General features: G+C 67.7%; 28 protein-coding genes and 1 riboswitch. Of the genes, 4 read left to right on the top strand and 24 right to left on the bottom strand.

Annotated features, from left to right (window positions below; all coding sequences use genetic code 11):
• Window positions 1-35 precede the first annotated feature (35 nt).
• From rpsQ to IEY07_RS19640, 16 genes are all read right to left on the bottom strand, one after another.
• Window positions 36-341, bottom strand: coding sequence for a 30S ribosomal protein S17 (gene rpsQ / locus IEY07_RS19715; protein ID WP_308422961.1), 306 nt, complete (start codon window positions 339-341; stop codon window positions 36-38).
• A gap of 22 nt (window positions 342-363) precedes the next feature.
• The gene (rpmC, locus tag IEY07_RS19710; protein ID WP_308422960.1) at window positions 364-639 is read right to left on the bottom strand and encodes a 50S ribosomal protein L29; all 276 of its coding nucleotides are present in this window, start codon (window positions 637-639) and stop codon (window positions 364-366) included.
• Window positions 639-1,055: a 50S ribosomal protein L16 gene (gene rplP, locus IEY07_RS19705; RefSeq protein ID WP_188897110.1), complete on the bottom strand. Its 417-nt coding sequence runs from the start codon at window positions 1,053-1,055 to the stop codon at window positions 639-641. The genes rpmC and rplP overlap by 1 nt, the downstream gene beginning before the upstream one ends.
• A 3-nt stretch (window positions 1,056-1,058) precedes the next feature.
• A complete protein-coding gene (rpsC, locus tag IEY07_RS19700) occupies window positions 1,059-1,901 on the bottom strand; it encodes a 30S ribosomal protein S3 (RefSeq protein WP_188897109.1) in 843 nt (280 codons plus the stop codon).
• 2 nt (window positions 1,902-1,903) lie between these two features.
• Window positions 1,904-2,299, bottom strand: coding sequence for a 50S ribosomal protein L22 (rplV, locus tag IEY07_RS19695; RefSeq protein WP_188897108.1), 396 nt, complete (start codon window positions 2,297-2,299; stop codon window positions 1,904-1,906).
• A 20-nt stretch (window positions 2,300-2,319) separates the two neighbouring features.
• Window positions 2,320-2,601, bottom strand: coding sequence for a 30S ribosomal protein S19 (gene rpsS, locus IEY07_RS19690; protein WP_188897107.1), 282 nt, complete (start codon window positions 2,599-2,601; stop codon window positions 2,320-2,322).
• A gap of 15 nt (window positions 2,602-2,616) precedes the next feature.
• Window positions 2,617-3,453 (bottom strand): 50S ribosomal protein L2, encoded by an 837-nt coding sequence (rplB, locus tag IEY07_RS19685; RefSeq protein WP_188897106.1) that lies wholly within the window; start codon window positions 3,451-3,453, stop codon window positions 2,617-2,619.
• Window positions 3,454-3,472: 19 nt separating this feature from the next.
• Window positions 3,473-3,784 carry a 50S ribosomal protein L23 gene (gene rplW, locus IEY07_RS19680; protein ID WP_188897105.1) on the bottom strand — a complete coding sequence of 104 codons (312 nt, stop codon included), beginning with the start codon at window positions 3,782-3,784 and terminating at the stop codon, window positions 3,473-3,475.
• Entirely contained in the window at window positions 3,781-4,482 is a 702-nt protein-coding gene (gene rplD, locus IEY07_RS19675; RefSeq protein ID WP_188897104.1) for a 50S ribosomal protein L4, read from the bottom strand. The genes rplW and rplD overlap by 4 nt, the downstream gene beginning before the upstream one ends.
• Entirely contained in the window at window positions 4,479-5,135 is a 657-nt protein-coding gene (gene rplC, locus IEY07_RS19670; protein ID WP_188897103.1) for a 50S ribosomal protein L3, read from the bottom strand. Before rplC ends, rplD begins: the two co-directional genes overlap by 4 nt.
• Before the next feature lie 14 nt (window positions 5,136-5,149).
• Window positions 5,150-5,458, bottom strand: coding sequence for a 30S ribosomal protein S10 (rpsJ, locus tag IEY07_RS19665; RefSeq protein WP_091526937.1), 309 nt, complete (start codon window positions 5,456-5,458; stop codon window positions 5,150-5,152).
• Between the two features lie 628 nt (window positions 5,459-6,086).
• Entirely contained in the window at window positions 6,087-7,730 is a 1,644-nt protein-coding gene (locus IEY07_RS19660) for a hypothetical protein (RefSeq protein WP_188897102.1), read from the bottom strand.
• A 337-nt stretch (window positions 7,731-8,067) separates the two neighbouring features.
• Window positions 8,068-8,688, bottom strand: coding sequence for a response regulator transcription factor (locus IEY07_RS19655; RefSeq protein WP_188897101.1), 621 nt, complete (start codon window positions 8,686-8,688; stop codon window positions 8,068-8,070).
• Window positions 8,688-9,956 carry a sensor histidine kinase gene (locus IEY07_RS19650; protein ID WP_188897100.1) on the bottom strand — a complete coding sequence of 423 codons (1,269 nt, stop codon included), beginning with the start codon at window positions 9,954-9,956 and terminating at the stop codon, window positions 8,688-8,690. Before IEY07_RS19650 ends, IEY07_RS19655 begins: the two co-directional genes overlap by 1 nt.
• A 9-nt stretch (window positions 9,957-9,965) precedes the next feature.
• Entirely contained in the window at window positions 9,966-10,748 is a 783-nt protein-coding gene (locus IEY07_RS19645; protein WP_188897099.1) for an ABC transporter permease, read from the bottom strand.
• Window positions 10,745-11,698, bottom strand: coding sequence for an ABC transporter ATP-binding protein (locus tag IEY07_RS19640; RefSeq protein WP_188897098.1), 954 nt, complete (start codon window positions 11,696-11,698; stop codon window positions 10,745-10,747). The genes IEY07_RS19645 and IEY07_RS19640 overlap by 4 nt, the downstream gene beginning before the upstream one ends.
• A 79-nt stretch (window positions 11,699-11,777) precedes the next feature.
• A riboswitch (cobalamin riboswitch) is annotated at window positions 11,778-12,031 on the top strand.
• Between the two features lie 72 nt (window positions 12,032-12,103).
• Here IEY07_RS19640 and IEY07_RS19635 point away from each other — a divergent pair.
• Genes IEY07_RS19635 through treY form a run of 4 tightly spaced genes read left to right on the top strand, consistent with a single transcriptional unit; the run spans window position 12,104 to window position 17,603 of the window.
• Window positions 12,104-13,387 carry an ABC transporter substrate-binding protein gene (locus tag IEY07_RS19635; protein WP_229670379.1) on the top strand — a complete coding sequence of 428 codons (1,284 nt, stop codon included), beginning with the start codon at window positions 12,104-12,106 and terminating at the stop codon, window positions 13,385-13,387.
• A gap of 14 nt (window positions 13,388-13,401) precedes the next feature.
• Window positions 13,402-14,496, top strand: a complete 1,095-nt coding sequence (locus IEY07_RS19630) for a FecCD family ABC transporter permease (RefSeq protein WP_188897097.1) — start codon at window positions 13,402-13,404, stop codon at window positions 14,494-14,496.
• Window positions 14,496-15,281, top strand: coding sequence for an ABC transporter ATP-binding protein (locus tag IEY07_RS19625; protein WP_188897096.1), 786 nt, complete (start codon window positions 14,496-14,498; stop codon window positions 15,279-15,281). The genes IEY07_RS19630 and IEY07_RS19625 overlap by 1 nt, the downstream gene beginning before the upstream one ends.
• Window positions 15,282-15,335: 54 nt before the next feature.
• Complete coding sequence (treY, locus tag IEY07_RS19620; protein WP_188897095.1) at window positions 15,336-17,603, top strand: malto-oligosyltrehalose synthase; 2,268 nt, start codon at window positions 15,336-15,338, stop codon at window positions 17,601-17,603.
• Here treY and IEY07_RS19615 read toward each other — a convergent pair.
• The 8 genes from IEY07_RS19615 to IEY07_RS19580 all read right to left on the bottom strand — a co-directional run bounded on the left by IEY07_RS19615 (window position 17,518) and on the right by IEY07_RS19580 (window position 26,608).
• The gene (locus tag IEY07_RS19615; RefSeq protein WP_188897094.1) at window positions 17,518-18,975 is read right to left on the bottom strand and encodes an MFS transporter; all 1,458 of its coding nucleotides are present in this window, start codon (window positions 18,973-18,975) and stop codon (window positions 17,518-17,520) included. The two genes, treY and IEY07_RS19615, sit on opposite strands and share 86 nt — an antisense overlap.
• A 223-nt stretch (window positions 18,976-19,198) precedes the next feature.
• Entirely contained in the window at window positions 19,199-20,392 is a 1,194-nt protein-coding gene (gene tuf / locus IEY07_RS19610) for an elongation factor Tu (RefSeq protein WP_188897093.1), read from the bottom strand.
• A 223-nt stretch (window positions 20,393-20,615) separates the two neighbouring features.
• Window positions 20,616-22,712 (bottom strand): elongation factor G, encoded by a 2,097-nt coding sequence (gene fusA, locus IEY07_RS19605; protein ID WP_188897092.1) that lies wholly within the window; start codon window positions 22,710-22,712, stop codon window positions 20,616-20,618.
• Window positions 22,713-22,789: 77 nt separating this feature from the next.
• Window positions 22,790-23,260, bottom strand: coding sequence for a 30S ribosomal protein S7 (rpsG, locus tag IEY07_RS19600; protein WP_188897091.1), 471 nt, complete (start codon window positions 23,258-23,260; stop codon window positions 22,790-22,792).
• Window positions 23,260-23,631, bottom strand: a complete 372-nt coding sequence (gene rpsL / locus IEY07_RS19595) for a 30S ribosomal protein S12 (protein WP_188897090.1) — start codon at window positions 23,629-23,631, stop codon at window positions 23,260-23,262. The genes rpsG and rpsL overlap by 1 nt, the downstream gene beginning before the upstream one ends.
• Window positions 23,632-23,949: 318 nt before the next feature.
• Window positions 23,950-24,819, bottom strand: a complete 870-nt coding sequence (locus tag IEY07_RS19590; RefSeq protein WP_188897089.1) for an aldo/keto reductase — start codon at window positions 24,817-24,819, stop codon at window positions 23,950-23,952.
• 10 nt (window positions 24,820-24,829) lie between these two features.
• Window positions 24,830-25,561 (bottom strand): MOSC domain-containing protein, encoded by a 732-nt coding sequence (locus IEY07_RS19585; protein WP_188897088.1) that lies wholly within the window; start codon window positions 25,559-25,561, stop codon window positions 24,830-24,832.
• A gap of 45 nt (window positions 25,562-25,606) precedes the next feature.
• Window positions 25,607-26,608 carry an LCP family protein gene (locus IEY07_RS19580; protein WP_188897087.1) on the bottom strand — a complete coding sequence of 334 codons (1,002 nt, stop codon included), beginning with the start codon at window positions 26,606-26,608 and terminating at the stop codon, window positions 25,607-25,609.
• Window positions 26,609-26,695: the final 87 nt, after the last annotated feature.

Raw genomic sequence — 26,695 nt, 5'->3', positions numbered from 1 at the left:
TTTTCTCCTACGACCCTGATTGGCCTACTGGGGTCCTACTTGGCCTTCTCGACGATCCGGACCAGCCGCCAGCGCTTGGTGGCGCTCAGCGGACGGGTCTCCATCACCACGACCCGGTCACCGATACCCGCCGAGTTCTCCTCGTCGTGCACCTTCAGCTTGGTGGTCTGGGTCAGGACCTTGCCGTACAAGCGGTGCTTGATCCGATCCTCGACGGCGACAACGACGGTCTTGTCCATCTTGTCGCTGACCACCAGGCCCTCGCGGACCTTGCGGCGGCCACGATCGGCCGCGGTGTGGGCGATCTCCGCCGCGACGTTCTCGACGTTCTGCTCGCTCACAACATTCCCCTGCTCACTCATCTCACGCACCAGCCTCAACGGTCTCGTCCGCATGGACATCGTCGGAGTCGATATCGGCATCCGGGTCATCGACGATGCCCAGGTTGCGCTCCTGGATCACGGTGTAGATCCGGGCGATGTCCTTGCGGACCTCACGCAGCCGGCCGTGGGACTCGAGCTGACCGGTCGCAGCCTGGAAGCGGAGCGTGAACAGCTCCTCTTTCAGTTCCTTGACCTTGTCGTTCAGCTCGGAGCGACTCTGCGACCGCAGCTCGGCGGCCTTCACGATGTTCGCCATCAGATCTCTCCCTCACGTGTGACCACGCGGCACTTCATCGGCAGCTTGTGGATCGCCAGCCGCAGCGCCTCACGGGCTACCTCGTTGTCAACACCGGAGAGCTCGAACAGCACGCGGCCGGGCTTGATGTTGGCGATCCACCACTCCGGGGAACCCTTGCCGGAACCCATCCGGGTCTCGGCAGGCTTCTTGGTCAGCGGACGGTCCGGGTAAACGTTGATCCAGACCTTGCCACCACGCTTGATGTGCCGGGTCATGGCGATACGAGCGGACTCGATCTGCCGGTTGGTGAGGTAGGCGGCCTCGATGGCCTGGATGCCGTAGTCACCGAACGCCAGCTCGGTACCGCCCTTGGCCACGCCGGTGCGCTTGGGGTGGTGCTGCTTGCGGAATTTGACTCTGCGCGGAACCAACATGGCTTATGCCTCCTGACCGGTGGGTGCGGACGCCGGTGCGGCACCGGTGGCTGCCGGCGCCTCGGTCGGCGCGCTCTCCTGGCGGCGACGGCCACCGCGGTCCGGACGGTCGCCACGATCGGGACGATCGCCACGGCCGGGACGGCCACCGCGGGACGGACGCCGGCCACTGCCCTGGGCCGCGTTGCGGGCGGCCTTCTGGGCGGCCCGCTCGGCCCGGGTGCCGGAGACGTCACCCTTGTAGATCCAGACCTTCACGCCGATCCGGCCGAAGGACGTACGAGCCTCGAAGAAGCCGTAGTCGACGTCGGCGCGCAGCGTGTGCAGCGGGACCCGACCTTCGAGGTAGAACTCCGAACGGCTCATCTCGGCGCCGCCCAGACGACCGGAGCACTTGATCCGGATGCCCTTGGCACCGGCCCGCATCGCGGTCTGCTGCGCCTTGCGCATGGCACGGCGGAATTGCACCCGCCCGGCCAGCTGCTCGGCAACACCCTGGGCGACCAACTGGGCGTCGGTCTCGGTGTTCTTGACCTCGAGGATGTTCAGCTGGACCTGCTTGCCGGTCAGCTTCTCCAGTTCGCCACGGACCCGTTCCGCCTCGGCGCCGTTACGGCCGATGACGATGCCCGGGCGGGCGCTGTAGATGTCGACGCGCACCCGGTCCCGGGTCCGCTCGATCTCGATGCTGGAGATGCCGGCCCGCTCCAGGCCCTTGTGCAGGGACTGCCGGATCTTGACATCCTCGCCGACGTAGTCGGAGTACTGCTTGTCGGCGTACCACCGGCTCTTGTGATCGGTGGAGATGCCGAGCCGGAAGCCGTGCGGGTTGATCTTCTGACCCATGATCAGGCCTCCTTCTTCTCTACGACGACGGTGATGTGGCTGGACCGCTTGAGGATGCGGCTGGCCGAGCCCTTGGCCCGCGGCCGGATCCGGCGCATGGTCATGCCCTCGTCAACGAACGCCTGGGACACGAACAGGTCCTCGGCGCGCAGGTTGTCGGTGTGCTGGGCGTTGGCCGCAGCACTGGCGATCACCTTGCTGACCGGCTCGGCCGCAGCCTGCGGCGCGAACTTCAGGGCGTCCAGGGCGTCGGTGACGTCCAGGCCGCGGATCACGTCGACGACGCGACGGACCTTGGTCGGCGACATCCGGACACCGCGGGCGATCGCGTACGAGCCCTGCCGGTCACCGAGGAGGGCAGCCCGCCGGGTCGGCCGGGTCTTCTCTGCGTTAGTCATCAGATAAGTTCCTTGATTCCTCAGCGACGGCGCGACTTGCGGTCGTCCTTCTCATGACCGCGGAAGGTCCGGGTCGGGGCGAACTCACCGAGTTTGTGTCCGATCATCGACTCGGAGACGAACACCGGCACGTGCTTGCGACCGTCGTGCACCGCAATGGTGTGGCCGATCATGTCCGGCGTGATCATCGAGCGGCGCGACCAGGTCTTGATCACGGTCTTGGTGCCCTTCTCGTTCTGAGCATCGACCTTCTTGGCCAGATGATCATCGACGAAGGGGCCCTTCTTCAGGCTGCGTGGCATTCCTCAGACTCCTGCTCAGCGCTTCTTGCCGGACTTGCGGCGACGGACGATCAGACGAGAGCTCGCCTTGTTCTTGTCACGGGTGCGGCCCTCCGGCTTGCCCCACGGGGAAACCGGGTGGCGACCACCGGACGTACGACCCTCGCCACCACCGTGCGGGTGGTCGACCGGGTTCATCACGACACCGCGGACCTTGGGCCGCTTGCCCTTCCAGCGGTTGCGGCCGGCCTTGCCCCAGTTGATGTTGGCCTGCTCGGAGTTGCCGACCTCACCGACGGTGGCCCGGCAGCGGACATCGACCATCCGCATCTCGCCCGAGGGCATCCGCAGCGTGGCGTAGGCACCCTCGCGGGCGACCAGCTGGATGGAGGCACCGGCCGAACGGCCGAGCTTGGCGCCACCGCCCGGGCGCAGCTCCACGGCGTGCACCGTGGTGCCGACCGGGATGTTGCGCAGCGGCAGGTTGTTGCCGGTCTTGATGTCGGCACCCTCACCGGCCTCGACCGGAGCGCCCTGCTTGAGGCCGTCCGGTGCGATGATGTAGCGCTTCTCGCCGTCGGCGTAGTGCAGCAGCGCGATCCGCGCGGTGCGGTTCGGGTCGTACTCGATGTGAGCGACCTTGGCCGGCACGCCGTCCTTGTCGTAGCGCTTGAAATCGATCAGCCGGTAGGCCTGCTTGTGGCCGCCACCGATGTGCCGGGAGGTGATCCGGCCGTTGTTGTTGCGACCGCCGGTCTTCGGGCTCGGCACGACCAGCGACTTCTCCGGGGTCGAACGCGTGACCTCGGCGAAGTCGGCCACCGAACCGCCGCGGCGGCCCGGAGTGGTCGGCTTGTACTTACGAATAGCCATGGTTGATGTCCTCTATCCCTCAGCCGACCGGTCCGCCGAAGATGTCGATGCTCTGGCCCTCGGCGACGGTGACGATCGCCCGCTTGGTGTCGGGGCGCTTGCCGGTGCCGTAGCGGGTGCGCTGCTTCTTGCCCTTGCGGACGAAGGTGTTCACGCTGGTGACCTTGACATCGAAGACCTTCTCGACCGCGATCTTGATCTCGGTCTTGTTGGCCTGCGGCGAGACGACGAAGGTGTACTTGTTCTCGTCCAGCAGTCCGTAGCTCTTCTCGCTGACGACCGGCGCGAGCAGGATGTCGCGATGATCGCAGATCTTGGCTTCGGCGCTCATTCGGCACTCTCCTCGGTCTCGGTCGCCTCGGTCTCGGTGGCGACCGCCTTGACGCTCTTGCCCTTGGCCGGGCCGGCGACGTAGGCGTCGAGCGCGGCAGAGGTGAAGACGATGTCGTCGTTGACCAGCACGTCGTAGGCGTTCAGCTGGTCGGCGACGATCACATGGGCGTTCGCGACGTTGCGCAGGCTCAGCCAGGCGGCGTCCTCGTCGCGCGACAGCACGACCAGCACCTTGTCGGAGCTGCTGACGCTCTTCAGCGCGGCCAGTGCCGCCTTGGTGGACGGGGTGTCACCCTCGACCAGCGAGCTGACCACGAACACCCGGCCGTTGCGGGCCCGGTCGGACAGTGCACCGCGGAGTGCGGCGGCAACCATCTTCTTGGGGGTGCGCTGGGCGTAGCCGTGCGGCTGCGGGCCGAAGACCGTGCCACCGCCGGTGAACTGGGGTGCGCGGATCGAGCCCTGACGAGCCCGGCCGGTGCCCTTCTGCCGGTACGGCTTGACGCCACCGCCGCGGACCTCGCCGCGGGTCTTGGTGGAGTGCGTGCCCTGCCGGGCCGCGGCCAGCTGGGCCACGACGACCTGGTGGATCAGCGGGATGTTGGTGGTGGCGTCGAAGAGCTCACCGGGCAGCTCGGCCGAACCGGACTTGCCGCCCTTGGCGTCGACGACGTCGACCGTCTTTGTCTCGCTCACGCCTTGACCTCCTTCTTGGACGCGGAGCGCAGGACGACGAGGCCGCCCTTGGCACCCGGGATCGCGCCCTTGATCAGGATCAGACCGCGCTCGGCATCAACCGAGTGCACGGCCAGGTTCTGGATGGTCTTGCGCTCGACACCCATCCGGCCAGCCATCCGCAGACCCTTGAAGACCCGGCCCGGGGTGGCGCAGCCACCGATCGAACCCGGCGAGCGGTGCTTGCGGTGCACACCGTGGGTGGCGCGCAGGCCACCGAAGCCGTGCCGCTTCATGACACCTGCGGTGCCCTTGCCCTTGCTGACTCCGGTGACGTCGAGGATCTCGGCCGCCTCGAAGACGTCAGCACCGAGCTCCTGGCCCAGGGTGTACTGATCGGCGTCGGTGGTCCGGATCTCGACCAGGTGCTTGCGCGGGGTGACACCGGCCTTCTCGAAGTGGCCGGCGCTCGGCTTGGTGACCTGCTTGGCCTTGATCGCACCGAAGCCGAGCTGGACGGCGGAATAGCCGTCGGCGTCGGCGGTGCGGACCTGGGTCACCACGCACGGGCCTGCGGCGACAACGGTCACCGGAACCACGCGATTGTTCTCGTCCCAGAGTTGGGTCATGCCGAGCTTGGTGCCCAGCAGTCCCTTCACTTTGCGCTCACTCATAACTCGTGCGTCCCTCAGAGCTTGATCTCGATGTCGACACCGGCCGGGAGGTCGAGACGCATCAGCGAATCAACCGTCTTCGGCGTGGGGTCGATGATGTCGATCAGCCGCTTGTGCGTACGCATCTCGAAGTGCTCGCGGCTGTCCTTGTACTTGTGCGGAGAACGGATCACGCAGAACACGTTCTTCTCCGTCGGCAGCGGCACCGGGCCGGCAACCTTCGCACCCGTCCGGGTCACGGTGTCGACGATCTTGCGCGCCGACCCATCGATGACCTCGTGGTCGTAGGCCTTGAGCCTGATGCGGATCTTCTGTCCCGCCACAGTCCGTCTCTCTTCCTGCTTCAGCTGTACGCACTCTGCTGTTGTCTATGCCCTGCACCTGGTCCGTCACCGGGCCCGGCTCGAGCGGTCCGCAGAGCCACGTTCTTGGCCTTGCGTGCTGCCCCGCCGTGCTTGCGCATGACCCTGGTCAGGTCCCGATCCGTGCGGATCGAGCGACCCCCGAGGTCGGGCGTGTCGCGCCACCCAAGCGCACGACCGCCCATCAGGACGGACTCTGCGTTGTGTGGAGCACCCGATCTTCGAGATCAGGCTCTGCGGGTCTCACGGTCCGGCGACTCGGTCCTCGCCTACGGTGTTTCCACCACGGCTCGGGCGCAACTCACCCCGGCGACCCCGTCGGAGCAACCCGTCTATCTTGTCAGACCGGGCGCGGCTTTCCAAATCCGCGACCGGATCGATCCGATCGGGCGACCCTTGAGGGCCGGGATGCCGTGCTCCTGCGTGCTCCATGGTGCCAGCCCCGGCCCCCGGATCCCAATCCCTGGGGCCGCTGGCCCTTTCGCATCCTTTTCGCAAAACAGCCAGAATCGCGTCCACTTTCCGACCGGGGTCGGATTTGGCCGTGGATCCGGACCGATCTGCGTACGGAATCCGATCGGGACCGAAATCAGTGCGGCAGGTCGAACTGCAGGGTCGCCGGCTGGTCGGAGGCGAAGTCGGCGGATACGCCATGGGCACTGACCGTCCCGGTCGGACGGAAGGTGAGGATCGCAGCGGTGGCGTCCGCGGGCACCTCGAAGGCCCAGGTGATGTCGGTGGCCGGATGCGCGGTGAGGTCGGCCTCAGTGGGGCTCTTGACCGGATGGACCGTGTTGTCCACGGTCAGGCTGAGGCTGGCCGGACGGTTGAGGCCGAAGGTCGCCCCCTTCGTCTTCTGGGTGTAGTCGGAGGTCTTGAGGATCACCCAAGCTTGGCCGGAGGGCGCCCATCCCAGCGCCGGGTCATAGCCAGTGATGCCGACGGAGTCGACAGTCAGTGACCACCGCCCGTCAGCGGTGATGACCTTCGGTTTGGCCGGCGGGGTCTGCTGACCCTTGGGATCGCCGCTGGGTGTCGAGGTCGGCGACGGTGTCGATGTCGCCGTCGAGGACGGTGTTGGCGTCGAGGTCGGTGTCGAACTCGCCCCAGGACTCGCTCCCGGAGTTGTGCCCGGCACGTTGATCCTGGCGTGGTAGGTGTCGGTCTTGACCGACTTGTTGATCTTGGTCGTCAGCTTGGTCCGCTGGTACTCGACCGATGAGACACTCCCCGTCACCGCCCCGGACGCAAGATCGACCGCCTGACTCGCACCGGCCGACTTCGACACCAAGGACACGGTGCCGGAGGCCGGAACCGTTGCCAGCACGGTGATCCGAGTCGTCCGCGGTTCGCACGGGTACGCCGCTGATCCGCTTGCCGCGCACGGCACCGCCAACGTCGACGATGCGCCACTGGCCCCGGTCTGGTCGCTGATCGCGATGTCGGTGCTCCCGGACCGCAACGCAAGCCCGGTGCTCAGATCGGGGGTGGTCGTCGAGCCGGAGGTCGCGGCCGGCACACTGCTGCTCGGCGGAGCGGAGATCTGCAGCTGGTAGGCGTACAACTTCTGCCCGGTGGCCGGCAAATAGTACGCGGCCTGCCCTGCCGGATCGTGCTGACCGGCGACCAGCGCATCTGGTACGTCCTTGGGCTGGGCGACCCCGATCACCGACACCTTCGCCGACGGAGTGATCACCGTGACCGGCTTGTCCGGTTTGCTGAAGGCCAGCCCCGCCGGCTGCGCGTTGTCCGCGACCGCTACGGCACGGTTGGTTACCGACGTCTGCGGCGCGCGCGGTGCCGGGACATCACTCACCGCGGCCGGCTTCACATCCGAGGCCGAGACCAGCAGCGAGGTGTCGACGGCAACGCCCTGGGCGGTGTGGTCGCCGACAGTCGCCACTGCGTCACCGTCGCTGTTGGAGGTGAAGCTCAGCTGGTAGCGGTCCCAGACCTGCGCATCGGAGAGCCCGAGCCGGCGGATCGGCCCGCAGACCGCTTGGTCGGAGACGCCCTTGGCGTCCTTGCCCGCCTTGGCGTAGAAGCAGGCGGTGCTGTTGGAGACGGTGATGCTGTTGTTCTGGATCCCTGCGTAGTTGTCCTTCTTGAGCTTCGCCAGCGCAGTGCTCAGCGCCGCGGAAGGATCGGCGAGCTTCTGCCCGGTACTGGCGACCTTCGGAGCGCACCCGGCGCTGACTGCCAGCACCGCCCCCACTCCGATCAGCGCTGCCACCGACCGCCGCCAACCACGCACGCCCGCACATCCCCCTCGTCACTTGTCGATCCGCCACTGTTCAACTCGGCGCTACCGCCTCCGTCCGATGATCCGTGACGGGCCGACCAATCCCGGCCAGACTCGCCGGACGCTCCCCGATTCCCAGCTTCGCCTCACCCAGGTTTGACAATCCCCGCGCACCTCCGCACCGCGAGCGCAGCGAGGTCGCCGCGGAGCCCGCGGAGCGGCGACGCCCCAAGCCGACCTGAGGACTGGACCGATCCGGGGTGTGGGGTCGCCCCCGCAAACGCAACCTACCCAGACCAGACCGCGGCAGCGGCACGAAGCGGACGAATCAAGTCAGCCAGCCGTTCTCGGTGGCGATCCGTACGGCTTCGGCGCGGGTGCCCGCGCCGAGCTTGCCCATCGCCGAGGAGAGATGGTTGCGTACGGTGCCCTCACTGAGGAAGACCGTCGCCGCGATGGCGCTGGTGGCACCGCCACGGGCCGCCGCACTGAGCACCTCGGTCTCACGTTCGGTCAGCGGCGACGAGCCGACGCTGAGACTGGCCGCTGCCAGCGTCGGGTCGACCACTCGCAGCCCCCGGTGCACCCGGCGGATGCCCTCGATCAGCTGATCCGCGGGCGCGTCCTTGACCATGTAGCCCACCGCACCGGCCTCCATGGCCCGGCGCAGGTAGCCCGGCCGACCGAAGGTGGTCACGATGATCACGCGGATCCTCGGATCGGCGGCGACGATCCGGGCCGTCGCGCTGATGCCGTCGCCGGTGCCCGACGGCTCCGGCATCTGGATGTCCATCACGATCACGTCGGGCTTGGTCTCGGCCGCCAGCCTGACCGCTTCCGTACCGTCGGAGGCCTGGCCGACGACTTCAAGATCATGTTCGAGATTCAGCAGTGCCGCGAAGGCCTGGCGGATGAGAAGTTGATCATCGGCCAGCATCACCTTGATCATCAGGCGGGTTGTCCTTCGACGCGATGGGGTGTCGGTTCAACGAACTCGGCCTCGACACGCTCAGCTGCGCCCGCGGTCTCGACGGCCCGTGCGGTCTCCGGCTTGAGCAGGGCCCGAACGACAGTGCCGCGCGGTTGTGCGGCAGTGACGGAGAAACTGCCGCCGGCCTCGGTGATCCGCCGGCGAAGCCCGTTCAGCCCCGAGCCGTCGGTCCGGCCGCTCGGCATCCCGACCCCGTCGTCGGAGATGGCGACGGCGCGGTCCTCGATCGTGATCATCACCCGGCTGGCCTCGGCATGGCGTACGACATTGGTCACCGCCTCCCGGACCGCATAGCCGAGCAGCTCGCTGTCCTTGTCCGGCAGCACCGGGATCGCCGACGGCACGACCGACTCGACGCCGGCGGCCAGCAGCACCGACCGGGCACTGGCGATCTCGGTGGCCAACCGCACTTGCCGCAGCCCGGAGGCCGTCGCGCGGACGTCACCGAGGGCGACCCGCGCGATCCGCTCGACCTCGACCATCTGCTCGCGCGCGGCCGCCGGGTCGACCTCGGCGAGCCGGGCCGCCAGCCCGGATTTGATCGAGATCGCGGTCAGCGAGTGGCCGAGGATGTCGTGCAGATCGCGGGCGATCCGTTCGCGTTCGGCGGCCACGGCCAGCGTCGAGACCCGTTGCTCGGCCCGGTCCAGGTGGCGGCGCAGCCGACCGCTCTCGATCGCGACACCGGTCGCGACACCGATGAACATGCCGATGCCGGCGATCACCGCAGGCGTCGCGTTCCACAGCACCAGGCTCAGTGCCATCAGCGCCAGATTCCAGCCGGTGAGGACCCACCGGGCCGTACGCCACGGGATCAGCGACACGATCACCATCGAGACGTAGGCGCCGTAGCTGACCCAGTCCCAGCCGTTGAACTCCGCGGTCAGCGCTGCCAGCAGGACGAATCCGACCAGATAGCACCAGCGCGTGACCAGACCGGTGTCAGCCATCCAGGAGGTCGCCAGGTAGGCCAGGCAGATCGCGATCGCGAGTCCGATCCGCAGGCTGAGCACCCACACGTCCGGCTGGCGCGAACCGATGTCGATCAGGGCGTACGGCATGAAGACCAGGCCGATCAGGTAGGTCCAGAACATGTTCTGGATCGCCCGCCGCCAGGTGAACCGCGGGGCCGCATTCGGATCGCAGTGGGCGACGGGCGCCGCGTTCGGGTCCTCACCGTCGGCGAAGGTTCCGGCGTACAGGAGGCGCCGGGCGAAACTGGCCAAGGCTCCTCCTCAGCGTTTGCTGGTAGCCGCAGCTCGACGATAACCCAGAGCACCGAGCACCGTCAGCACGATTGTCCACCCGGCGAGCACCGCGACGCCGTGCCAAGGGAACGCCTCCGCGGTGAACGGCCACCGTCCGAGCGCGGCCAGCCAGAAGGACGGCGTCAGTTCTGCCGCGATCCGCATGCCGTCGGGCATCAGCTGCGCTGGGAACCACAGTCCGCCCAGCAGCGACAGCACCAGCAACAGCAACGTATTCAGCGGTTGTACGGTCTCGGCCTTGACCCACAGCCCGACGACGAGTCCGAGCACCGCCAGCGGCACCAGCGAGACCCACAAGAGCAGCAAACCTGCCACCCAGTCCCCCAACGGCGCCCGGACGCCGCCGACCACGAGGCCGGCGGCGAAATTCAGCACCAGTGCGGGCAGGGTCACGACCATCACCACGGCCGCTTTGGCGAGCAGGAACGACCGGGGTTGCAGGCCGGTCACGCTCAGCTGCCGGAACCAACCGGAGCGCCGTTCGACGGCGAGCTGGGCACCTCCGCTCATCGCACCGCCGAGGGAGCCGTACGCCGCCATCGAGACCATGTAGACCGCCGACCAGTCGATGCCGCCGTCGGCAGTGCCGCCGAAGATCTGGCTGAAGACGACGTACAAGATCAACGGGGTGGCGATCGAGAAGATCACGTAGCCACGGTTCTTGAGTGTCAGCCGCAACGTGTGGAAGGCGTAGTGCAGCGGAGCCGGGACGCCTCGCCCGGCTCGGACCGGACCGGCCAGGACGGTCATCGTGCCTCCTGCGAAACTTGATCATGGTGGGTGAGTGCCAGGAAGGCCTCCTCGAGATCGGCCGACACAATGCCGATGTCGTGAGCGGCAGGGAATCGGGCGACCAGCGCCCGCAAGGTCAGGTCGGAATCGGTGGTGTGCAACGCGACCCGGCGCGATCGGCGATCAACCGAGGTCACAGCCGGAAGCGACGCCAGCTCCTCGGCCCGTAGGCCGTCCTCGGCGACCATGATCATCTTCCCGGCTACCCGGGACTTGATCTCGGCGCTGGTGCCGTCGGCGACGATGCGACCTCGGTCCAGCACCACGATCCGATCGGCGATCTGGTCGGCCTCCTGGAGGTAGTGGGTGGCGAAGAGCACGGTCCGTCCACCGTCGGACAGGGTCCGCATCGACGCCCAGAACGCCCGCCGCAGCTCCACATCCATCGCAACCGTCGGTTCGTCCAGGATCAGCAGGTCGGGATCGGCCATGATCGCCAGCGCGAACCGGAGTCGCTGAGCCTGGCCGCCGGAGAGCTTGTCGGTCTTGGTGGACAGGAAACCCGAGAGGTCGGCCAGCTCGATGATTTCCCCCATCGGCAGCGGGTGAGCGTGCAGGCCGTGCACCAGCCGCAGTACGTCGCGGATGCTGGCGTCGTAGAGCAGCGCGCCGCCCTGCAGCATCGCGCCGACCCGGCCGGCTGCGACCGCGGGCGACGGATCACCGCCGAAGATCCGGACCGAGCCGGCATCGGGACGCACCAGTCCGGTGATCAGCTCGGTGATGGTGGACTTGCCCGCCCCGTTCGGGCCGAGGATCGCGACCATCTCCCCTGCAGTGATCTGCAGCTCGAGGTCGTCGACAGCGCGCACCGGGCCGTACGACTTGGTCAGGCCGGTCATAGCGACCGCCGGAACCGCAGGCAGCGATCCGGATCGGAGTGCGGGTGCGAGCAGGGCGTCCGTCATAGCGTCGACTGTGCCGTCCGGCGGTCAGCGGTGCGTAGGCCGGCTGTCAGCGATCGGCCCTGACAGCTGTCACGTCGGCGGGATGGGACACCTCGCCGGCGCTGTTAAGCTGACCCCGCTGACGGAAAGGGAACCCGGTGCGATTCCGGGACTGCCCCGCAGCGGTGAGTGGGAACGACATCTGTGCCAACGCACTGGGAACTCCCGCGGTCCGGGCCTCGACCCGCTCCGCGGCCTCCTGGGAAGCGACAGAGAGTAGGTGGCCCCGACGGACAGGACGTCGTCAGGGCCGGGCCCACAAGTCCGAAAACCTGCCGTCGGTGTACAGGTCGCCGATCTGTACGTCGTGGGTTCCGAGGGAAGACCGCCGGCACGTCAACGGACTCCGATCAGGTGGCCGCGGGGGTGACGGAGGCAGGACTCCGGCATTCGTCGTACGCCCAGGAGTTTGAGCAGTCCATGATCACGAAGCTGATCACCCGCCTTCGCAGGCCGGCTGCGGTCGCGGTCCTCGCCGGCGCCGTGCTCGTCGCGGCCGCCTGCAGCAGCCAGTCATCCACCACGACCGCGCCCCAGAGCCGGCCCAGCACGAGCACCGGGGCCGACGGCTGCATCACCGACTTCAAGGCCGGGACCGACTATTTCCCGGTGAAACAGCACCTGCAGTATGCCAAGAACTTCACCCTGAGCTACCACAAGTCGTATCAGGTGCTGACGGTCAAGCAGCCGACGGTCGGCGGCAAGCCGGAGAGCTACGTGCTCGTCAAGTGCGGAGCACCCAAGCCGAAGCTGACCGGCGCCCTGGCCAAAGCGCCGGAGGTGACGACCCCGGTGGAGAGCCTGTTCTCCGCCTCGACCACCCATCTGCCCAGTCTCGAGGCGCTCGGCAAGCTCGACGTCCTGACCGGCGTGGCGTCGAAGTCGCTGATCAGCTCCAAGGCCGCCAAGGCGCGCGCCGACCAGTCCGACGTGGTCGAATTCGCACCGGCCGGGACCGCGGACGCGGAGAAGATCGTCGCGGCCAAGCCGGACGTGCTGATCACCGCCGGGCAGGACGATCCGGCGTACGCGACCGTCCGGCAGGCCGGTATCCCGGTGCTGGCCGACACCGAGTACCTGGAGCCGACCGCGCTCGGCGAGGCCGAATGGATCAAGTACTTCGCCGCGCTGACCGGCACCGAGCAGAAGGCGGCCGGCGTCTTCGACAAGATCGCCTCCAGCTACAACGCCGAAGTGCGGAAGGTTGCCGACGTCAAGCCGACCGAGGTGCTGGTCAACCAGCCCTACCAGGGCGTCTGGACGATGCCGACCGGCGGCACCCCGATGGGTCGGCTGATCACCGACGCGGGTGGCAGCTGGCCGTGGCAGCAGGACGAGTCGACATCGAGCAAGAACACCGATCTGGAGACCGTCTTCGCCAAGTCCGGCAGCGCCAAGCTCTGGATCACCTCGACGAACTGGAAGACCAAGAAGGAGGCGCTGGCCTCCGAACCCCGGTTCGCCGAATTCACCGCCTACAAGTCCGGACAGGTCTGGGCACCCAGCCTGCAGGTCAACGCGGCCGGCGGCAACAACATGTACGAGCTGGGGGTGCTGCGTCCCGATCTCGAGATCGGCGACCTGATCGCGATCCTGCATCCTGATCTTGAACCAGGCCACAAGTTCACCTTCTACCAGCAGCTGCACTGACGGAGGAGTTGATCATGGTCACCGCCCGCGCCGCGACGGCAACCGAGGAGCTCCGCTCCTCGGTCCGACCGCGACTGGCGCGCTCGGTGATCACCTTGATCATCCTGGCTGTGGCCGCGGTGCTGGCGCTGGGCGTCGGCGCCGCCGTCGGCTCGGTGACGATCGACTGGCACGACCTGGTGTCCTTCGTGATCAGCGGCCACGCCCATGATCCGACGACCACCGTGCTGCTGGGCGAGATCCGGATGCCGCGGGTGATCACAGCCGGCGCCGTCGGTGCCGGGCTGGCGATCTCGGGCCTGCTGATGCAGACGCTTTTCGCCAACCCGCTGGCCGATCCGTACGTCCTCGGGGTCTCCTCCGGCGCCTCACTCGGCGTCGCGCTGGTCACCCTGGGCACCGGCACCTTCACCAGCGGCTTCGTGACCCTGGTCGGCGGTGGGCGCTTCGCCATCGTGGTGGCCGCTGCGACCGGTTCGGCGGCGGTGCTGTTGCTGATCCTGGTGATCGGCCGCTGGGTGCGATCGGTGATCACGCTGTTGATCATCGGGGTGATGCTGTCCTCGGCGATCGGTGCGATCACGTCGCTGCTCCTGGCCTTCGCCGACCCCGATCGGCTGCAACGCTACGTGATGTGGGGACTCGGCTCCTTCAGCGGCGTGACCCGCGGTGACCTTGCCGTCCTGCTGCCCTTGATCATCGGGCCGGTGATCATTTCCGGACTGCTCGCCCGATCCCTGAACGCGATGCTGCTGGGTGAGCTGTACGCGCGGTCGATGGGCGTCCGGGCAGCACTCGTTCGAACCGTCGCGATGATCCTGGCGGCCGTGATCGCAGGCACCGTGACCGCCTACTGCGGCCCGATCGCCTTCCTGGGGATGGCCGTACCGCACCTGGCGCGGCTGGTGATCGGCAGTTCCGACCACAGGGTGCTGATGCCCGCCACGATTGGTATGGGCGTGATCACCTCGAGCATCTGTTCGGTGATCGCCCAGCTTCCGGGTGACAACGCGGTACTGCCGATCAACGTCACGTCGGCGCTGATCGGCGCCCCGGTGGTGATCATGGTGCTGCTGCGGTCCCGGCGGCTGTCGGCAGGAGCGGTCTGATGCTCACCCTCACCGACGTCGCGGCCGGTTACCGGCACCGCGGCCGCGAGCGGGTCATCGTCGACGAGGTCGACGCCGTCGCCCCGTCCGGTGCGGTGACGGCACTGCTGGGTCCCAACGGTGCCGGGAAGTCGACCCTGCTCCGATCGCTGGTCGGCCTGCAGCCGTTGCTGCGCGGCAGGGTCACGCTCACCGACGCCCGGGGCCGGGACGCGGAACTGCTCCAGCTGTCACCCCGCGAGCGGGCCCGTCGTACGGCCGTGGTGCTGACCGAACGCATCGACGCGGGTCTGCTGACCGGCCGTGAGGTGGTCGAACTCGGTCGCCATCCCTACCTGGGACTGATCGGCCGGCTGACCGATCGGGACCGGTTCCTGGTCGGCGAGACGCTGGCCGAACTGCAGGCCGGCGACCTGGCCGGCGAGCGGTTCGCCGAGTTGTCCGACGGCCAGCGGCAACGGCTGCTGCTGGCTAGGGCCCTCGTCGGCGAGCCGGAGCTGCTGGTGCTGGACGAGCCCAGTGCCTTCCTCGACGTCGGCGCGCGGGTGGATCTGATGGCGCTGCTCAGGCGGATCGCCCGGGGCCGCGGCATCACGGTCGTGCTGTCCACTCATGAGGTGGAGCTGGCGCTGCGGATGGCCGACCGGCTGTGGCTGATCCAGGACCACCGGATCACCTCCGGCGCTCCGGACACGATGGTCGCCGACGGGCGGATCGCGCGCACGTTCGGCACCCGGCACGCGGTCTTCGACGCCGCATCCGGCACCTTCCGCGTCCGCACCTGACCGGACTCCCCCGCGACTGGGACCCCGGCGGGCCTGCTGGGTACTGTCAGCGGCGTGACCGCCCCGACCTCGACCTACCGCCTGCAGATCCGGCCCGGCTTCACCCTGGACGACGCGGCCGGGCTGGTCGACTATCTGACCGCACTCGGTGCCGGCGCCGTCTACCTGTCCCCCGTCCTGACCTCGACCACCGGCTCGGAGCACGGCTACGACGTGACCGACCCGACGACGATCGACCCGCAACGTGGCGGTGAGGAGGGCTTCGCGCAGCTGCTGGCCGCGGCCGCCGACGCCGGGCTGCCGGTCGTGGTCGACATCGTCCCGAACCACCTCGGCGTCGACGTTCCGGAACAGAACCCGGCCTGGTGGGACGTGCTGACAGCCGGCCGGGATTCGGCGTACGCAGGTTGGTTCGACATCGACTGGTCCGCAGACCGGCTGCTGCTTCCTGTGCTGGGCGACGGCCCGGACGAGCTGGACCGGCTCCAGGTGTCGGGCGGCGTACTGAGCTACTACGAGCACCGGTTCCCGATCGCTCCCGGGACCGGGGACGGGACGCCGCAGCAGGTCCACGATCGCCAGCACTACCGGCTGGTCAACTACCGGCTGGCGCAGACCGAGCTGGGCTATCGCCGGTTCTTCGCGGTCAGCGGCCTGGCCGGGCTGCGGGTCGAGGACCCCGCGGTGTTCGACGCCACCCACGCCCGGATCGCGTCCATGATCGACCGAGGGGTGGCCGGGCTGCGCGTCGATCATCCTGACGGCCTGGCCGACCCGGCCGGCTACCTGGACCGCCTGCGGTCGCTGGCGCCCGATGCCTGGATCACGGTGGAGAAGATCCTCGAACCGGGAGAGCAGCTGCCCAGCTGGCCGGTCGCCGGCACCACCGGGTACGACGCACTCACCGACTTCACCGGCATCTTCGTCGACACCACCGGCGAGGAGCAGCTGACCCGGATCTATCGCCGGGCGACTGGAGATGATCATGATGCAACCGAGCACGTACGGATCGGCAAACAGTTCGTGCTGGACACCCTGTTCGGCTCCGAGCTGCGACGGATCGCCCGACTGGCCCCGGACCTGCCCGCGGCCGGCGAGAAGATCATCGAGGTGATCAAGTCCGCGGCTGCCGCGTATCCGGTCTACCGCAGCTACCTGCCGGACGGCGCCGACTGCACCCGCCGGGTCCTTGATCAGGTCAGCGACCAGCACCCCGAGCTGGCGGCGACCGTCGACCGGCTGCGCGACCGGCTCACCGATCCGGCCGACGAACTGGCCGTACGCTTCCAGCAGCTCACGGGCGCGACGATGGCCAAGGGGGTCGAGGACACCGCCTTCTACCGCTATCACCGGCTTGCCGCACTCAACGAGGTCGGTGGCGACCCAGCTCACTTCGGTACGCCGGTCGAGGCGTTCCACGCCGCGCAACAGCTCCGGCTCACCGACTGGCCCGACACCATGACGACGCTGTCCACCCACGACACCAAGCGATCCGAGGACGTCCGCGCGGGGATGGCGGTGCTCGCCGAGCTCCCCGAGCAGTGGGCCGGATTCAGCGGATCGCTGGCCGAAGCCGTTCCCATGCCTGAGCCGGGCATCGGCTACCTGCTGGCCCAGACCGTCGCTGCGGTCGGCCTGATCGATCGGAAGCGGCTGACGGCGTACCTGATCAAGGCCGCGCGGGAGGCATCCGTCGGCACCGCCTGGATCGACGGCGATCCCGATTTCGAGGCGGCGATCGAAGCCGGTGTCGACCGGATCTACGAGACCGACGCGATTGCCCGACTGGTGACCGACTTCCACCGGCTGGTCCGGCCGGCATCCTTGGTCAACAGCTACGGACAGAAGCTGCTGCAGCTGCTGGCGCCCGGGGTGCCGGACGTCTACCAGGGCACCGAGTTGATCGACGATTCGCTCGTCGACCCGGACAACCGGCGCCCGGTCGACTTCGCCCGGCGCAGGAGGCTGTTGGCGGAGTTGGACTCCGGTGCGCGCCCCGGCGAGCCGGATGCGGTGAAACTGCTGATCACCAGCCGGGCGCTGCGGCTGCGCCGCGAGGTCGGCCTGCAGGGTTACCGTCCGCTGTACGCCTCCGGATCGGCCGCCGACCACCTGATCGGCTTCGATCGCGGCCCGGTGATCGCGATCGCCACCCGGCTACCGATTGGCTTGTCCGCGCGCGGCGGCTGGGACACGACCTCGATCGACCTGCCGGACGGTGAGTGGACCGATGTCCTCAGTCGGTCCGGCCACGCCGGACGGGTGCCGGTTCGTACGCTGCTGGCCGACTTCCCGATAGCCCTGCTGCGCCGCGTCGACTGACCTGGCGGTATTCCTGCCGGCCCTGTTCCAAGTGGCCCTGTTCCAGCGGACCCTGCTCCCGCTGAGCCTGCTCCCGCTGAGCCCGCTCCAGGGCCGGGTCGTCAGGCTGGCTCCCGGTCTGGGTGTCTGGCGCCAACTCCTCGAGGCGCAGATCCCGCAACGGCTTGCGCAGCAGGCCCAGGCCCATCAGGACCATCATCCCGATGCCGCAGATCACTGTGGTCGGCGTCAGCCCGATCCGGTCGGCGACCAGGCCGTAACCGACCAGGGCGAACGGGATCAGCGCGTCGTCGGCGAATCCCACGACGGCGAACACCCGGCCGACGTAATGGGAGGGGACGATCGCCTGAGCGGTGCCGGCCATCATCGGCGAGGCCAGGCCGGCGGTCAGACCGACGACGCCGAGGGCGACACCGGTGCCAACCATCGGCAGCAATCCGACCAGCCCCAGGGCGAGGCCCTGCACCACCAGCAGCGACAGGGCGAATCGCATCGGGTGCCGCGGTCGGATGCGCAGCGTGATCATCGTGCCGAGGGCAGCGCCGACACCGATGCAGGCGATCAGCAGGCCGAGCACCTGGGCACTCCAACCCTGCTCGTGGGCACGGAGTGCGACGCCGATGTTGAGCACCGGAATGACGAAGAAGTTCAGGCCGACGAGGGCCTGCACGAGTGCCCGTGACGGGGTGTCGGAGCGCAGGAAGCCGAGCACGCTGCGGACCCCGGCGACAACCGATTCGCGAGCCTGGGGTTCACGCCCGAACCGCACCCGGACCAGCGAGAGCAGGACCGCCGCAACGACGAAGACCGCCAGCAGGCCGGCGACCGCACCCTTCAGCGCGACGGCGGCGAGGACGACGCCGGCCAGCGCCGGGCCGCCCAACAGCGCCAGCCGGTTGACCAGCTGCCGCAGACCCGCTGCCCGGACGACGTGATCGACGCCGACGATCTGGCGGGGCATCGTGAAGGTGGCCGGCTTGTGCAGCGCGTCGGCGGCGCCGAAGAGGACCGCCACGGCAACGATGATCGGGATCGTGTGGCCGGGAAATCCGATCAGGGCCAGCAACCCGGCGGCCAGCGCGAGCACGCGGGCAGCGGCGACGCCGACCAGGAGCGGACGGGTCGGCAGCCGGTCGGCGATCGCGCCGCCGAACAGATCGAAGACCGCGCGAGGCACAGTACCGGCGGCGACGGTCAGCGTGGCGGTCACCGCCGAGCCCGATTGTGCTGCGGCGTAGGCGAGGATGACGATCCACGCCTGGTCACCGATGTCGGCCGCGGCAGCGCCGCCGAGGAACGTCAGATAGCGGCGGTCGCGGATCGGGGAGGATGCACTGACCGCAGCCGGGTCCCCGTCCCACTTCGCTGCCACGGACTCACCCTAGGTGAATGCTGGAATTGCGCAAGACCCGTACGGGCACTTCCGGGGTTTTGTTATCAGCACAGCATTAGGACAATTCCCGACCTGTTCGGATTTGTCCGATCCGGACATATCTGAGCGCGTCCGATCCGGACAAACCGCGATGCCACGGCAAAAAGAAACTCGCCCGGGCCAGTCGGCCCGGGCGAGTCTCGGTGGAACGTGAAGCGTCAGATCACTTGATGATCTTGGTGACGCGGCCTGCACCGACCGTACGACCACCCTCACGGATGGCGAACTTCAGGCCCTCCTCCATGGCGATCGGCTTGATCAGCTGAGCCGTCATGGTGGTGTTGTCGCCCGGCATCACCATCTCGGTGCCGGCCGGCAGCTCAACGACGCCGGTCACGTCGGTGGTCCGGAAGTAGAACTGCGGACGGTAGTTGTTGAAGAACGGCGTGTGACGGCCGCCCTCCTCCTTGTTCAGGACGTAGACCTGCGCCTCGAAGTCGGTGTGCGGGGTGATGGTGCCCGGCTTCACGACGACCTGGCCACGCTCGACGGCCTCACGCTTGGTGCCACGCAGCAGCAGAGCGGCGTTGTCGCCGGCCTGGGCCTGGTCGAGGACCTTGCGGAAGACCTCCATCGAGGTGACGGTGGTCTTGAACGAATCGCGGAGACCGACGATCTCGACCTCTTCGTTGACCTTCAGCACACCGCGGTCGACCAGACCGGTGACGACGGTGCCACGACCGGTGATCGTGACGACGTCCTCGATCGGCATCAGGAACGGCTGGTCGGTGTCGCGCTCCGGCTGCGGGATGTACTCGTCGACCGCATCCATCAGCTCGAGGATCGACTTGGCCCACTTCTCGTCGCCGTTCAGCGCCGGGAAGGCAGCGACCCGGACGACCGGGGCGTTGTCGCCGTCGAACTCCTGGTTGCTCAGCAGCTCGCGGACCTCGAGCTCGACGAGCTCCAGGATCTCCTCGTCGTCGACCATGTCGCACTTGTTCAGCGCCACGACCATGGCCGGGACGCCGACCTGGCGGGCCAGCAGCACGTGCTCGTGGGTCTGCGGCATCGGGCCGTCGGTGGCGGCGACCACGAGGATCGCGCCGTCCATCTGGGCCGCACCGGTGATCATGTTCTTGACGTAGTCGGCGTGACCCGGGCAGTCGACGTGCGCGTAGTGACGCTTCTCGGTCTGGTACTCGATGTGAGCGATCGAGATCGTGATGCCGCGCTGCCGCTCCTCAGGCGCCTTGTCGATCTGGTCGAACGCCTCGGTATTCGGGTTGGCAACCGGGTCCTGGTCGTGGAGCACCTTCGAGATCGCCGCGGTCAGAGTGGTCTTGCCGTGGTCGATATGCCCGATGGTGCCGATGTTGACGTGCGGCTTGGTCCGCTCGAACTTGGCCTTGGCCACTAGGGGCTCCTTCTGAACTGTGCCGCCGCGCTGGTCGCGTGGCGAGCGTTGTTGTACTGACGTTTTGTTGTTACCCGGACCGGTGTAATCCCGCCTGAGCTGGGTTGAGTCGCTGGTGGGGCAATCCGGCCTAAGTTTTGTCCAGTGCACCCCCGCCGGTCAAACCGGATAGCTGATCCGGCCTGACGACCGGCGGGGACACACCGGTCGACTCACTGCGAGATCACTCGCCGCGGGCCTTGGAGACGATCTCGTCGGCGATGTTCCTCGGGGTCTCGGCGTAGGAGTCGAACTCCATCGAGTACGACGCCTGACCCGAGGTCTTGGACCGCAGGTCACCGACGTAACCGAACATCTCCGACAGCGGCACCAGCGCGGTGACCACCTTGTTGCCGTGCTGGTCGTCCATCGACTGGACCTGGCCACGGCGGGCGTTCAGGTCGCCGATCACGGTGCCCAGGTAATCCTCGGGCGTTGTGACCTCGACCTTCATCATCGGCTCCAGGATGGCCGGGTCGGCCTTCCGGGCGGCCTCCTTGAAGACCATCGAACCGGCGATCTTGAACGCCAGCTCCGAGGAGTCGACGTCGTGGTACTGACCGTCGGTCAGGGTGACCTTGATGTCCTCGACCGGATAGCCGGCGAGCACACCGAACTGCATGGCCTCCTGGATGCCCTCGTCGACGGCCGGGATGTATTCCCTCGGGATCCGTCCGCCGGTGACCGCGTTGACGAACTCGTAGCCCGAGCCCGCTTCCTGCGGCTCCAGGTCGATGATGACCTTCGCGTACTGACCCGAACCACCCGACTGCTTCTTGTGGGTGTACTCGACCTTCTGCACCGCCCGGCGCAGGGTCTCGCGGTAGGCCACCTGCGGCTTGCCGATGTTGGCCTCGACCCGGAACTCGCGCTTCATCCGGTCGATCAGCACGTCCAGGTGCAACTCGCCCATGCCGGCGATGATGGTCTGACCGGTCTCCTGGTCGGTGTGCACCCGGAAGGTCGGATCCTCCTCGGCCAGCCGCTGGATGGCGTTGGCGAGCTTCTCCTGGTCGGACTTGGTCTTCGGCTCGATCGCCTGCTCGATGACCGGCGTCGGGAAGTCCATGGACTCCAGGATGACCGGGCTGTTCGGGTCGGCCAGCGTCTCGCCGGTGGTGGTGTCCTTCAGGCCCATCACCGCGACGATGTCACCGGCTCCGACGCTGTCGATCTCCTCGCGCTTGTTGGAGTGCATCCGGTAGACCTTGCCGATCCGCTCCTTGCGCTGCTTGGTCGCGTTCAGCACCTGGGCGCCCGCGGCCAGCACACCGGAGTAGACCCGTACGTAGGTCAGCTTGCCCAAGTGCGGGTCGGCCGCGATCTTGAACGCCAGAGCCGACAGCGGCTCGTCGTCGCTGGGGTGACGCTCGATCTCGACGCTCTCGTCACCCGGCTTGAAGCCCTGGATCGCGGGCACGTCGAGCGGCGACGGCAGGTAGTCGTTGACCGCATCGAGCAGCGGCTGGACGCCCTTGTTCTTGAACGCCGAACCGCAGAACACCGCAGTCAGCGAGCTGGACAGCACGGCGCGCCGCACGGCGGCCTTGAGCTGCTCGACGCTGGGATCCTCGTCTGAGAGGTAGAGCTCCATCAGCTCGTCGTCATGCTCGGCGACGGTCTCGATCAGCTCGGCACGGGCGGCCTCGGCCGCATCCTGCATGTCGGCCGGGATCTCCTCGACCTCGTAGTCCTCGCCGATCTTGGTCTCGCCGCGCCAGGTCAGCGCACGCATCCCGACCAGGTCGACAACGCCGAGGAAGTCCCCCTCGGAACCGATCGGCAGCTGCATCACGGCCGCGACCGCATTCAGCTTCTCGCGGATCGTCTGAACGCAGTAGTCGAAGCTCGCGCCGGTCCGGTCCAGCTTGTTGACGAAGCAGATCCGCGGCACCTTGTAGCGGTCGGCCTGGCGCCACACAGTCATGCTCTGCGGCTCGACGCCGGCGACGCCGTCGAAGACGGTGACCGCACCGTCGAGCACCCGCAGGTTGCGCTCCACCTCGACGGTGAAATCGACGTGACCCGGGGTGTCGATCAGGTTGATCTTGTGGTCTTTCCAGAAGCAGGTGGTGGCAGCGGAGGTGATGGTGATCCCCCGCTCCTGCTCCTGCTCCATCCAGTCCATCGTGGCCGCGCCCTCGTGGACCTCGCCGATCTTGTAGTTGATACCGGTGTAGAACAAGACCCGTTCGGTGGTGGTGGTCTTGCCGGCATCGATGTGCGCGATGATGCCGATGTTGCGGACCTTGTTGAGATCGATCTTGGTTTCGACGGCCATCTCTGGTCTGAGTCCTTAATTCGAAAGTGGTGGCCGGCCCGCGATCGTCATCCGACGATCATCGGAGCAGCCGGAAATCACCAGCGGTAATGGGCGAACGCGCGGTTGGCGTCGGCCATCTTGTGAGTGTCCTCACGCCGCTTCACCGAGGCGCCGAGGCCGTTGGAGGCGTCCAACAGCTCATTCATCAGGCGCTCGGCCATGGTCTTCTCGCGGCGCTGCCGGGAGAAGCTGACCAGCCAGCGCATGGCCAGGGTGGTGGAGCGGGCCGGCTTGACGTCGACCGGCACCTGGTAGGTGGCGCCACCGACGCGGCGGCTCTTCACCTCAAGGCTCGGGCGGACGTTGTCCAGCGCGCGCTTCAGGGTCTGCACGGGATCGACACCGGTCTTCGCGCGGGTGCCCTCCAGCGCGGTGTAGACGATGTTCTGTGCGACCGTCTTCTTGCCGTCCAGCAGGATCTTGGAAACCAGCTGGCTGACCAGCGGCGATCCGTAGACCGGGTCGACGAGGACCGGTCGCTTCGGGGCGGGACCCTTGCGCGGCATTACTTCTCCTTCTTCGCGCCGTACTTGCTGCGAGCCTGCTTGCGGTTCTTGACACCCTGGGTGTCGAGCGAACCGCGAACGATCTTGTAGCGGACACCCGGGAGGTCCTTCACGCGGCCTCCGCGGACCAGGACCATCGAGTGCTCCTGCAGGTTGTGGCCGACACCCGGGATGTAGGCGGTGACCTCGACCCCGGAGGACAGCCGGACGCGCGCGACCTTGCGCAGCGCGGAGTTCGGCTTCTTGGGGGTGGTGGTGTACACACGCGTGCACACGCCGCGGCGCTGGGGGGATTCCTTCAGCGCGGGCGTCTTGTTCTTCGCCACCTTGTCGGCACGGCCCTTACGGACCAACTGCTGGATTGTGGGCACCGCTTCTCTCTCTGTTCTGTTCGGCTGAACTGATCGAACCTGTCGTACGTTGCTGCACGGGCCAGGTCCGGTCGCGATCCTCGGCCCAGTCGTCTGGGTGGGAATCAGCCGGTGATATCGGTCGCGCCGCCACAGATCGCTGGTGCTCACCTGGGGCGCGCTCGGGCACGCGCAAAGTGTCGGGCAAGCCCGAACACAAGGAACAAGGTTATCCGCTCAACAGCGGAGGGTCAAAATAGCGCCTCCAGGCCCGCTCACACGCCCGCGACGCGTACTCAATTCTACTTCGGGCACCAAATCCGGCCGGGCCCGTGACGGTCAGCCTGCGGCCGTCGCGATCGCCTCGTACGACTCGTCGTCCAGGCTCAGCGACGCAGCGCCGATGTTCTCCTCCAGGTGCTCGACCGAACCGGTGCCCGGGATCGGCAGCATCACCGGCGAGCGGCGCAGCAACCAGGCCAGAGCGACCTGTGACGAGGTGGCTCCCAGCTTCTCGGCCGCCTCGGCCACCGGACCACCGGGCTGGGCCAGCGCTCCGGCGGAGATCGGCGCCCACGGAATGAAGCCGATGCCCTCGGCCTCGCAGTAGTCCAGGACGTCCTCGGACTTGCGATCGGTGAGGTTGTAGCGGTTCTGGACCGTCGCGACGGTGAAGTACTCGCCGGCCTTCTTGATCTCCTCGACGCTCACCTCGGAGAGCCCGAGCGCGGCCACCTTGCCCTCGGACTGGAATTTCGCCAGCGTCTCGAACTGCGGCTCGGCCGGCATGGTCGGATCGATGCGGTGCAACTGGAGCAGGTCGAGCTTGTCGACCTTGAGCCGACGCAGGCACATCTCGATGGCCTGGCGCAGATATTCGGGACGACCGACCGGGACCCACTGGTTCGGACCCTGCCGGGTGTGGGCGATCTTGGTGGCGATCTTCACCGCGCCGTAGGGATGGATCGCCTCGCGGATGATGTCCTCGCTCACCTCCGGGCCGTAGGCGTCGGCGGTGTCGATGAAGTCGACACCGAGTTCGACCGCGCGGCGGACGACCTGGCGGGCGACCTCGCGATCGGCCGGCTCACCCCAGATGCCGGGACCGGTGATCCGCATCGCGCCGAAGCCGAGCCGATAGACCGGCCCCAGTTCCTTGATCTCGAAGGTGCCGCTCGGGTGTGCACTCAGTTCTGCCGATTCGGTCATGGGTTCCAGCTTAGAAGAGGTCGAAACCGCCCCGTACGGCGACCGTCTCGCGCAACTCGTCCGTCAGGTCCTCCCCCGCGGCCAGCAGCCGAGGCAGCAGGTCGCGCTCGGTCGTCGTCGCGCGGTAGATCAGCGAGATGCTGACCTCGTGATCGGGGCGCCGGACCACCGTGACCGGGTCGCCACCGGCCACCGTGCCCGGCTGCAGCACCCGGAAGTACGCTCCCGGCCGGGCAACCTCGGTGAAGGTCCGCAGCCAGCCCTTCTCTCCCACCCAGCCGCGGAAGGTCGAGCACGGGATCCGCGGCTCGGTCACCTCGAGCAGCAGGCAGTCGCAGGCGGGAGCTGTATCGCCGTGGCCGTCGTGATCACCGATCCGCCAGCGTTCGCCGACCCGGCAGTCGTTGACGTCGATGCCGCGGGTGCTGAGGTTCTCGCCGAAGAAGCCGTTCGGCAACTCCCGGCCGAGCCGCTGTTCCCAGGCGTCGAGATCCTCACGGGCGAAGGCGTACACGGCCTGGTCGTCGCCGCCGTGACTCTTGCGGTCGCCGATGAAGTCACCGACCAGTCCGCTTCCCAGACCACCGGCCTTCGGACCCGGGGCACGGACCGGGATGCGTCCCGGTACCGGCCGCTTGCCGATGCCCGTACTGACGGTGTCCTTGTACGGATTGGGCTGTGCCGTCGCGATGTTGACCGAGTCGATCCGGGCCGGACCGACGAACTGCGGGACCTGATGCACCGGCCCAGCATAGGGCGGACCGACCGGGTCAGTGTCTGGATCTAATCACTGGCCGGATTTGTGGGTGGCGACGTAGTGCGCCAGCGTGTCGTGCTGCAGCGCCGCGGCCAGTTCCTTCATCGCTTTGCTGTCCACCACGTCGATCGACTGCCCGTCCGCGGTTCCGGTACCCGAGACCGGAGCCTGCAGGGTGACCAGCGCGGACGCCGCGGCCTGCATCGAGTGGGCCAGCCCGAGGATGGCCTGGTCCGTCAGGCCCTTGTCCACCGTGACGTACTTGGCCAGGTTGGAGACCACCTGTGACAGCTTCGTCGGATCGGCCAGCGTCTGCGGCTTGGCCAGCTTGGCAGCCAGCGCCTTGACCACCTTCCGCTGGTTGGCGGCCCGGCCGAAGTCGCCGTTGGGCAGCGCGTGGCGTTCGCGGACGAACCAGAGCGCCTTCTTGCCCGACAACGTGATCCGGCCCTTGGGATAGCTGTAGCCGTGGCTGTGGAAGGCGTAGGAGTTGTCGATCGTCACTCCGCCGACGGCGTCGGTGAGCTGGTCGAAACCGGAGAAGTCGATCACCGCGGCGTGGTCGACGGTGATACCAGCCAGGTCGTTGATCGTCTCGGCCAGCAGTTTGGTGCCTCCCCAGGCATAGGCGGCGTTGATCTTCGCCTTGCCGTGGCCCGGGATCTCGACCCACATGTCGCGGGGGAAGGAGATCAGGTACGCGTGCTTCCGGTCTGCATCCAGATGCAGCACCATGATCGTGTCGCTGCGACCGTCGGCGGCATCGCTGGTGTCGCGGCTGTCGGAGCCGAGCAGCAGGATGTTCACCGCGCGGCCCTTGTCCGGGTCGACGGTGGTCTGGGTGTTCGGCTTGCCTGCGCTCGGACTGGCCCCCGGGAGGTCGAGGGTGCGGTGCAGCTGGCCCAGGCCGTTGGTCACCGAGTAGGCCTCGTAACCGCCGAAGGCGGCCACCGGCACGGCGATCAGCCCGGCCACCAACAGCACGCGTCGGCGGATCAGGCGTCGATGAGTCTGGTCGCTTTCGGAAGCCATCAGTCCTGTTTAATAGCCGATCCGGACCGAAAGCCGTGGATTTGCCCAAACTTTGCCGTGAATCGAGTCACGATCCCGGCGCAGCCA

Origin of the sequence: Microlunatus endophyticus (assembly GCF_014646195.1) — a bacterium.
Classification (GTDB): domain Bacteria; phylum Actinomycetota; class Actinomycetes; order Propionibacteriales; family Propionibacteriaceae; genus Microlunatus; species Microlunatus endophyticus.
The sequence above is the reverse complement of the archived record's forward strand: the minus strand, read 5'-3'. Positions and strand labels throughout refer to the sequence as shown.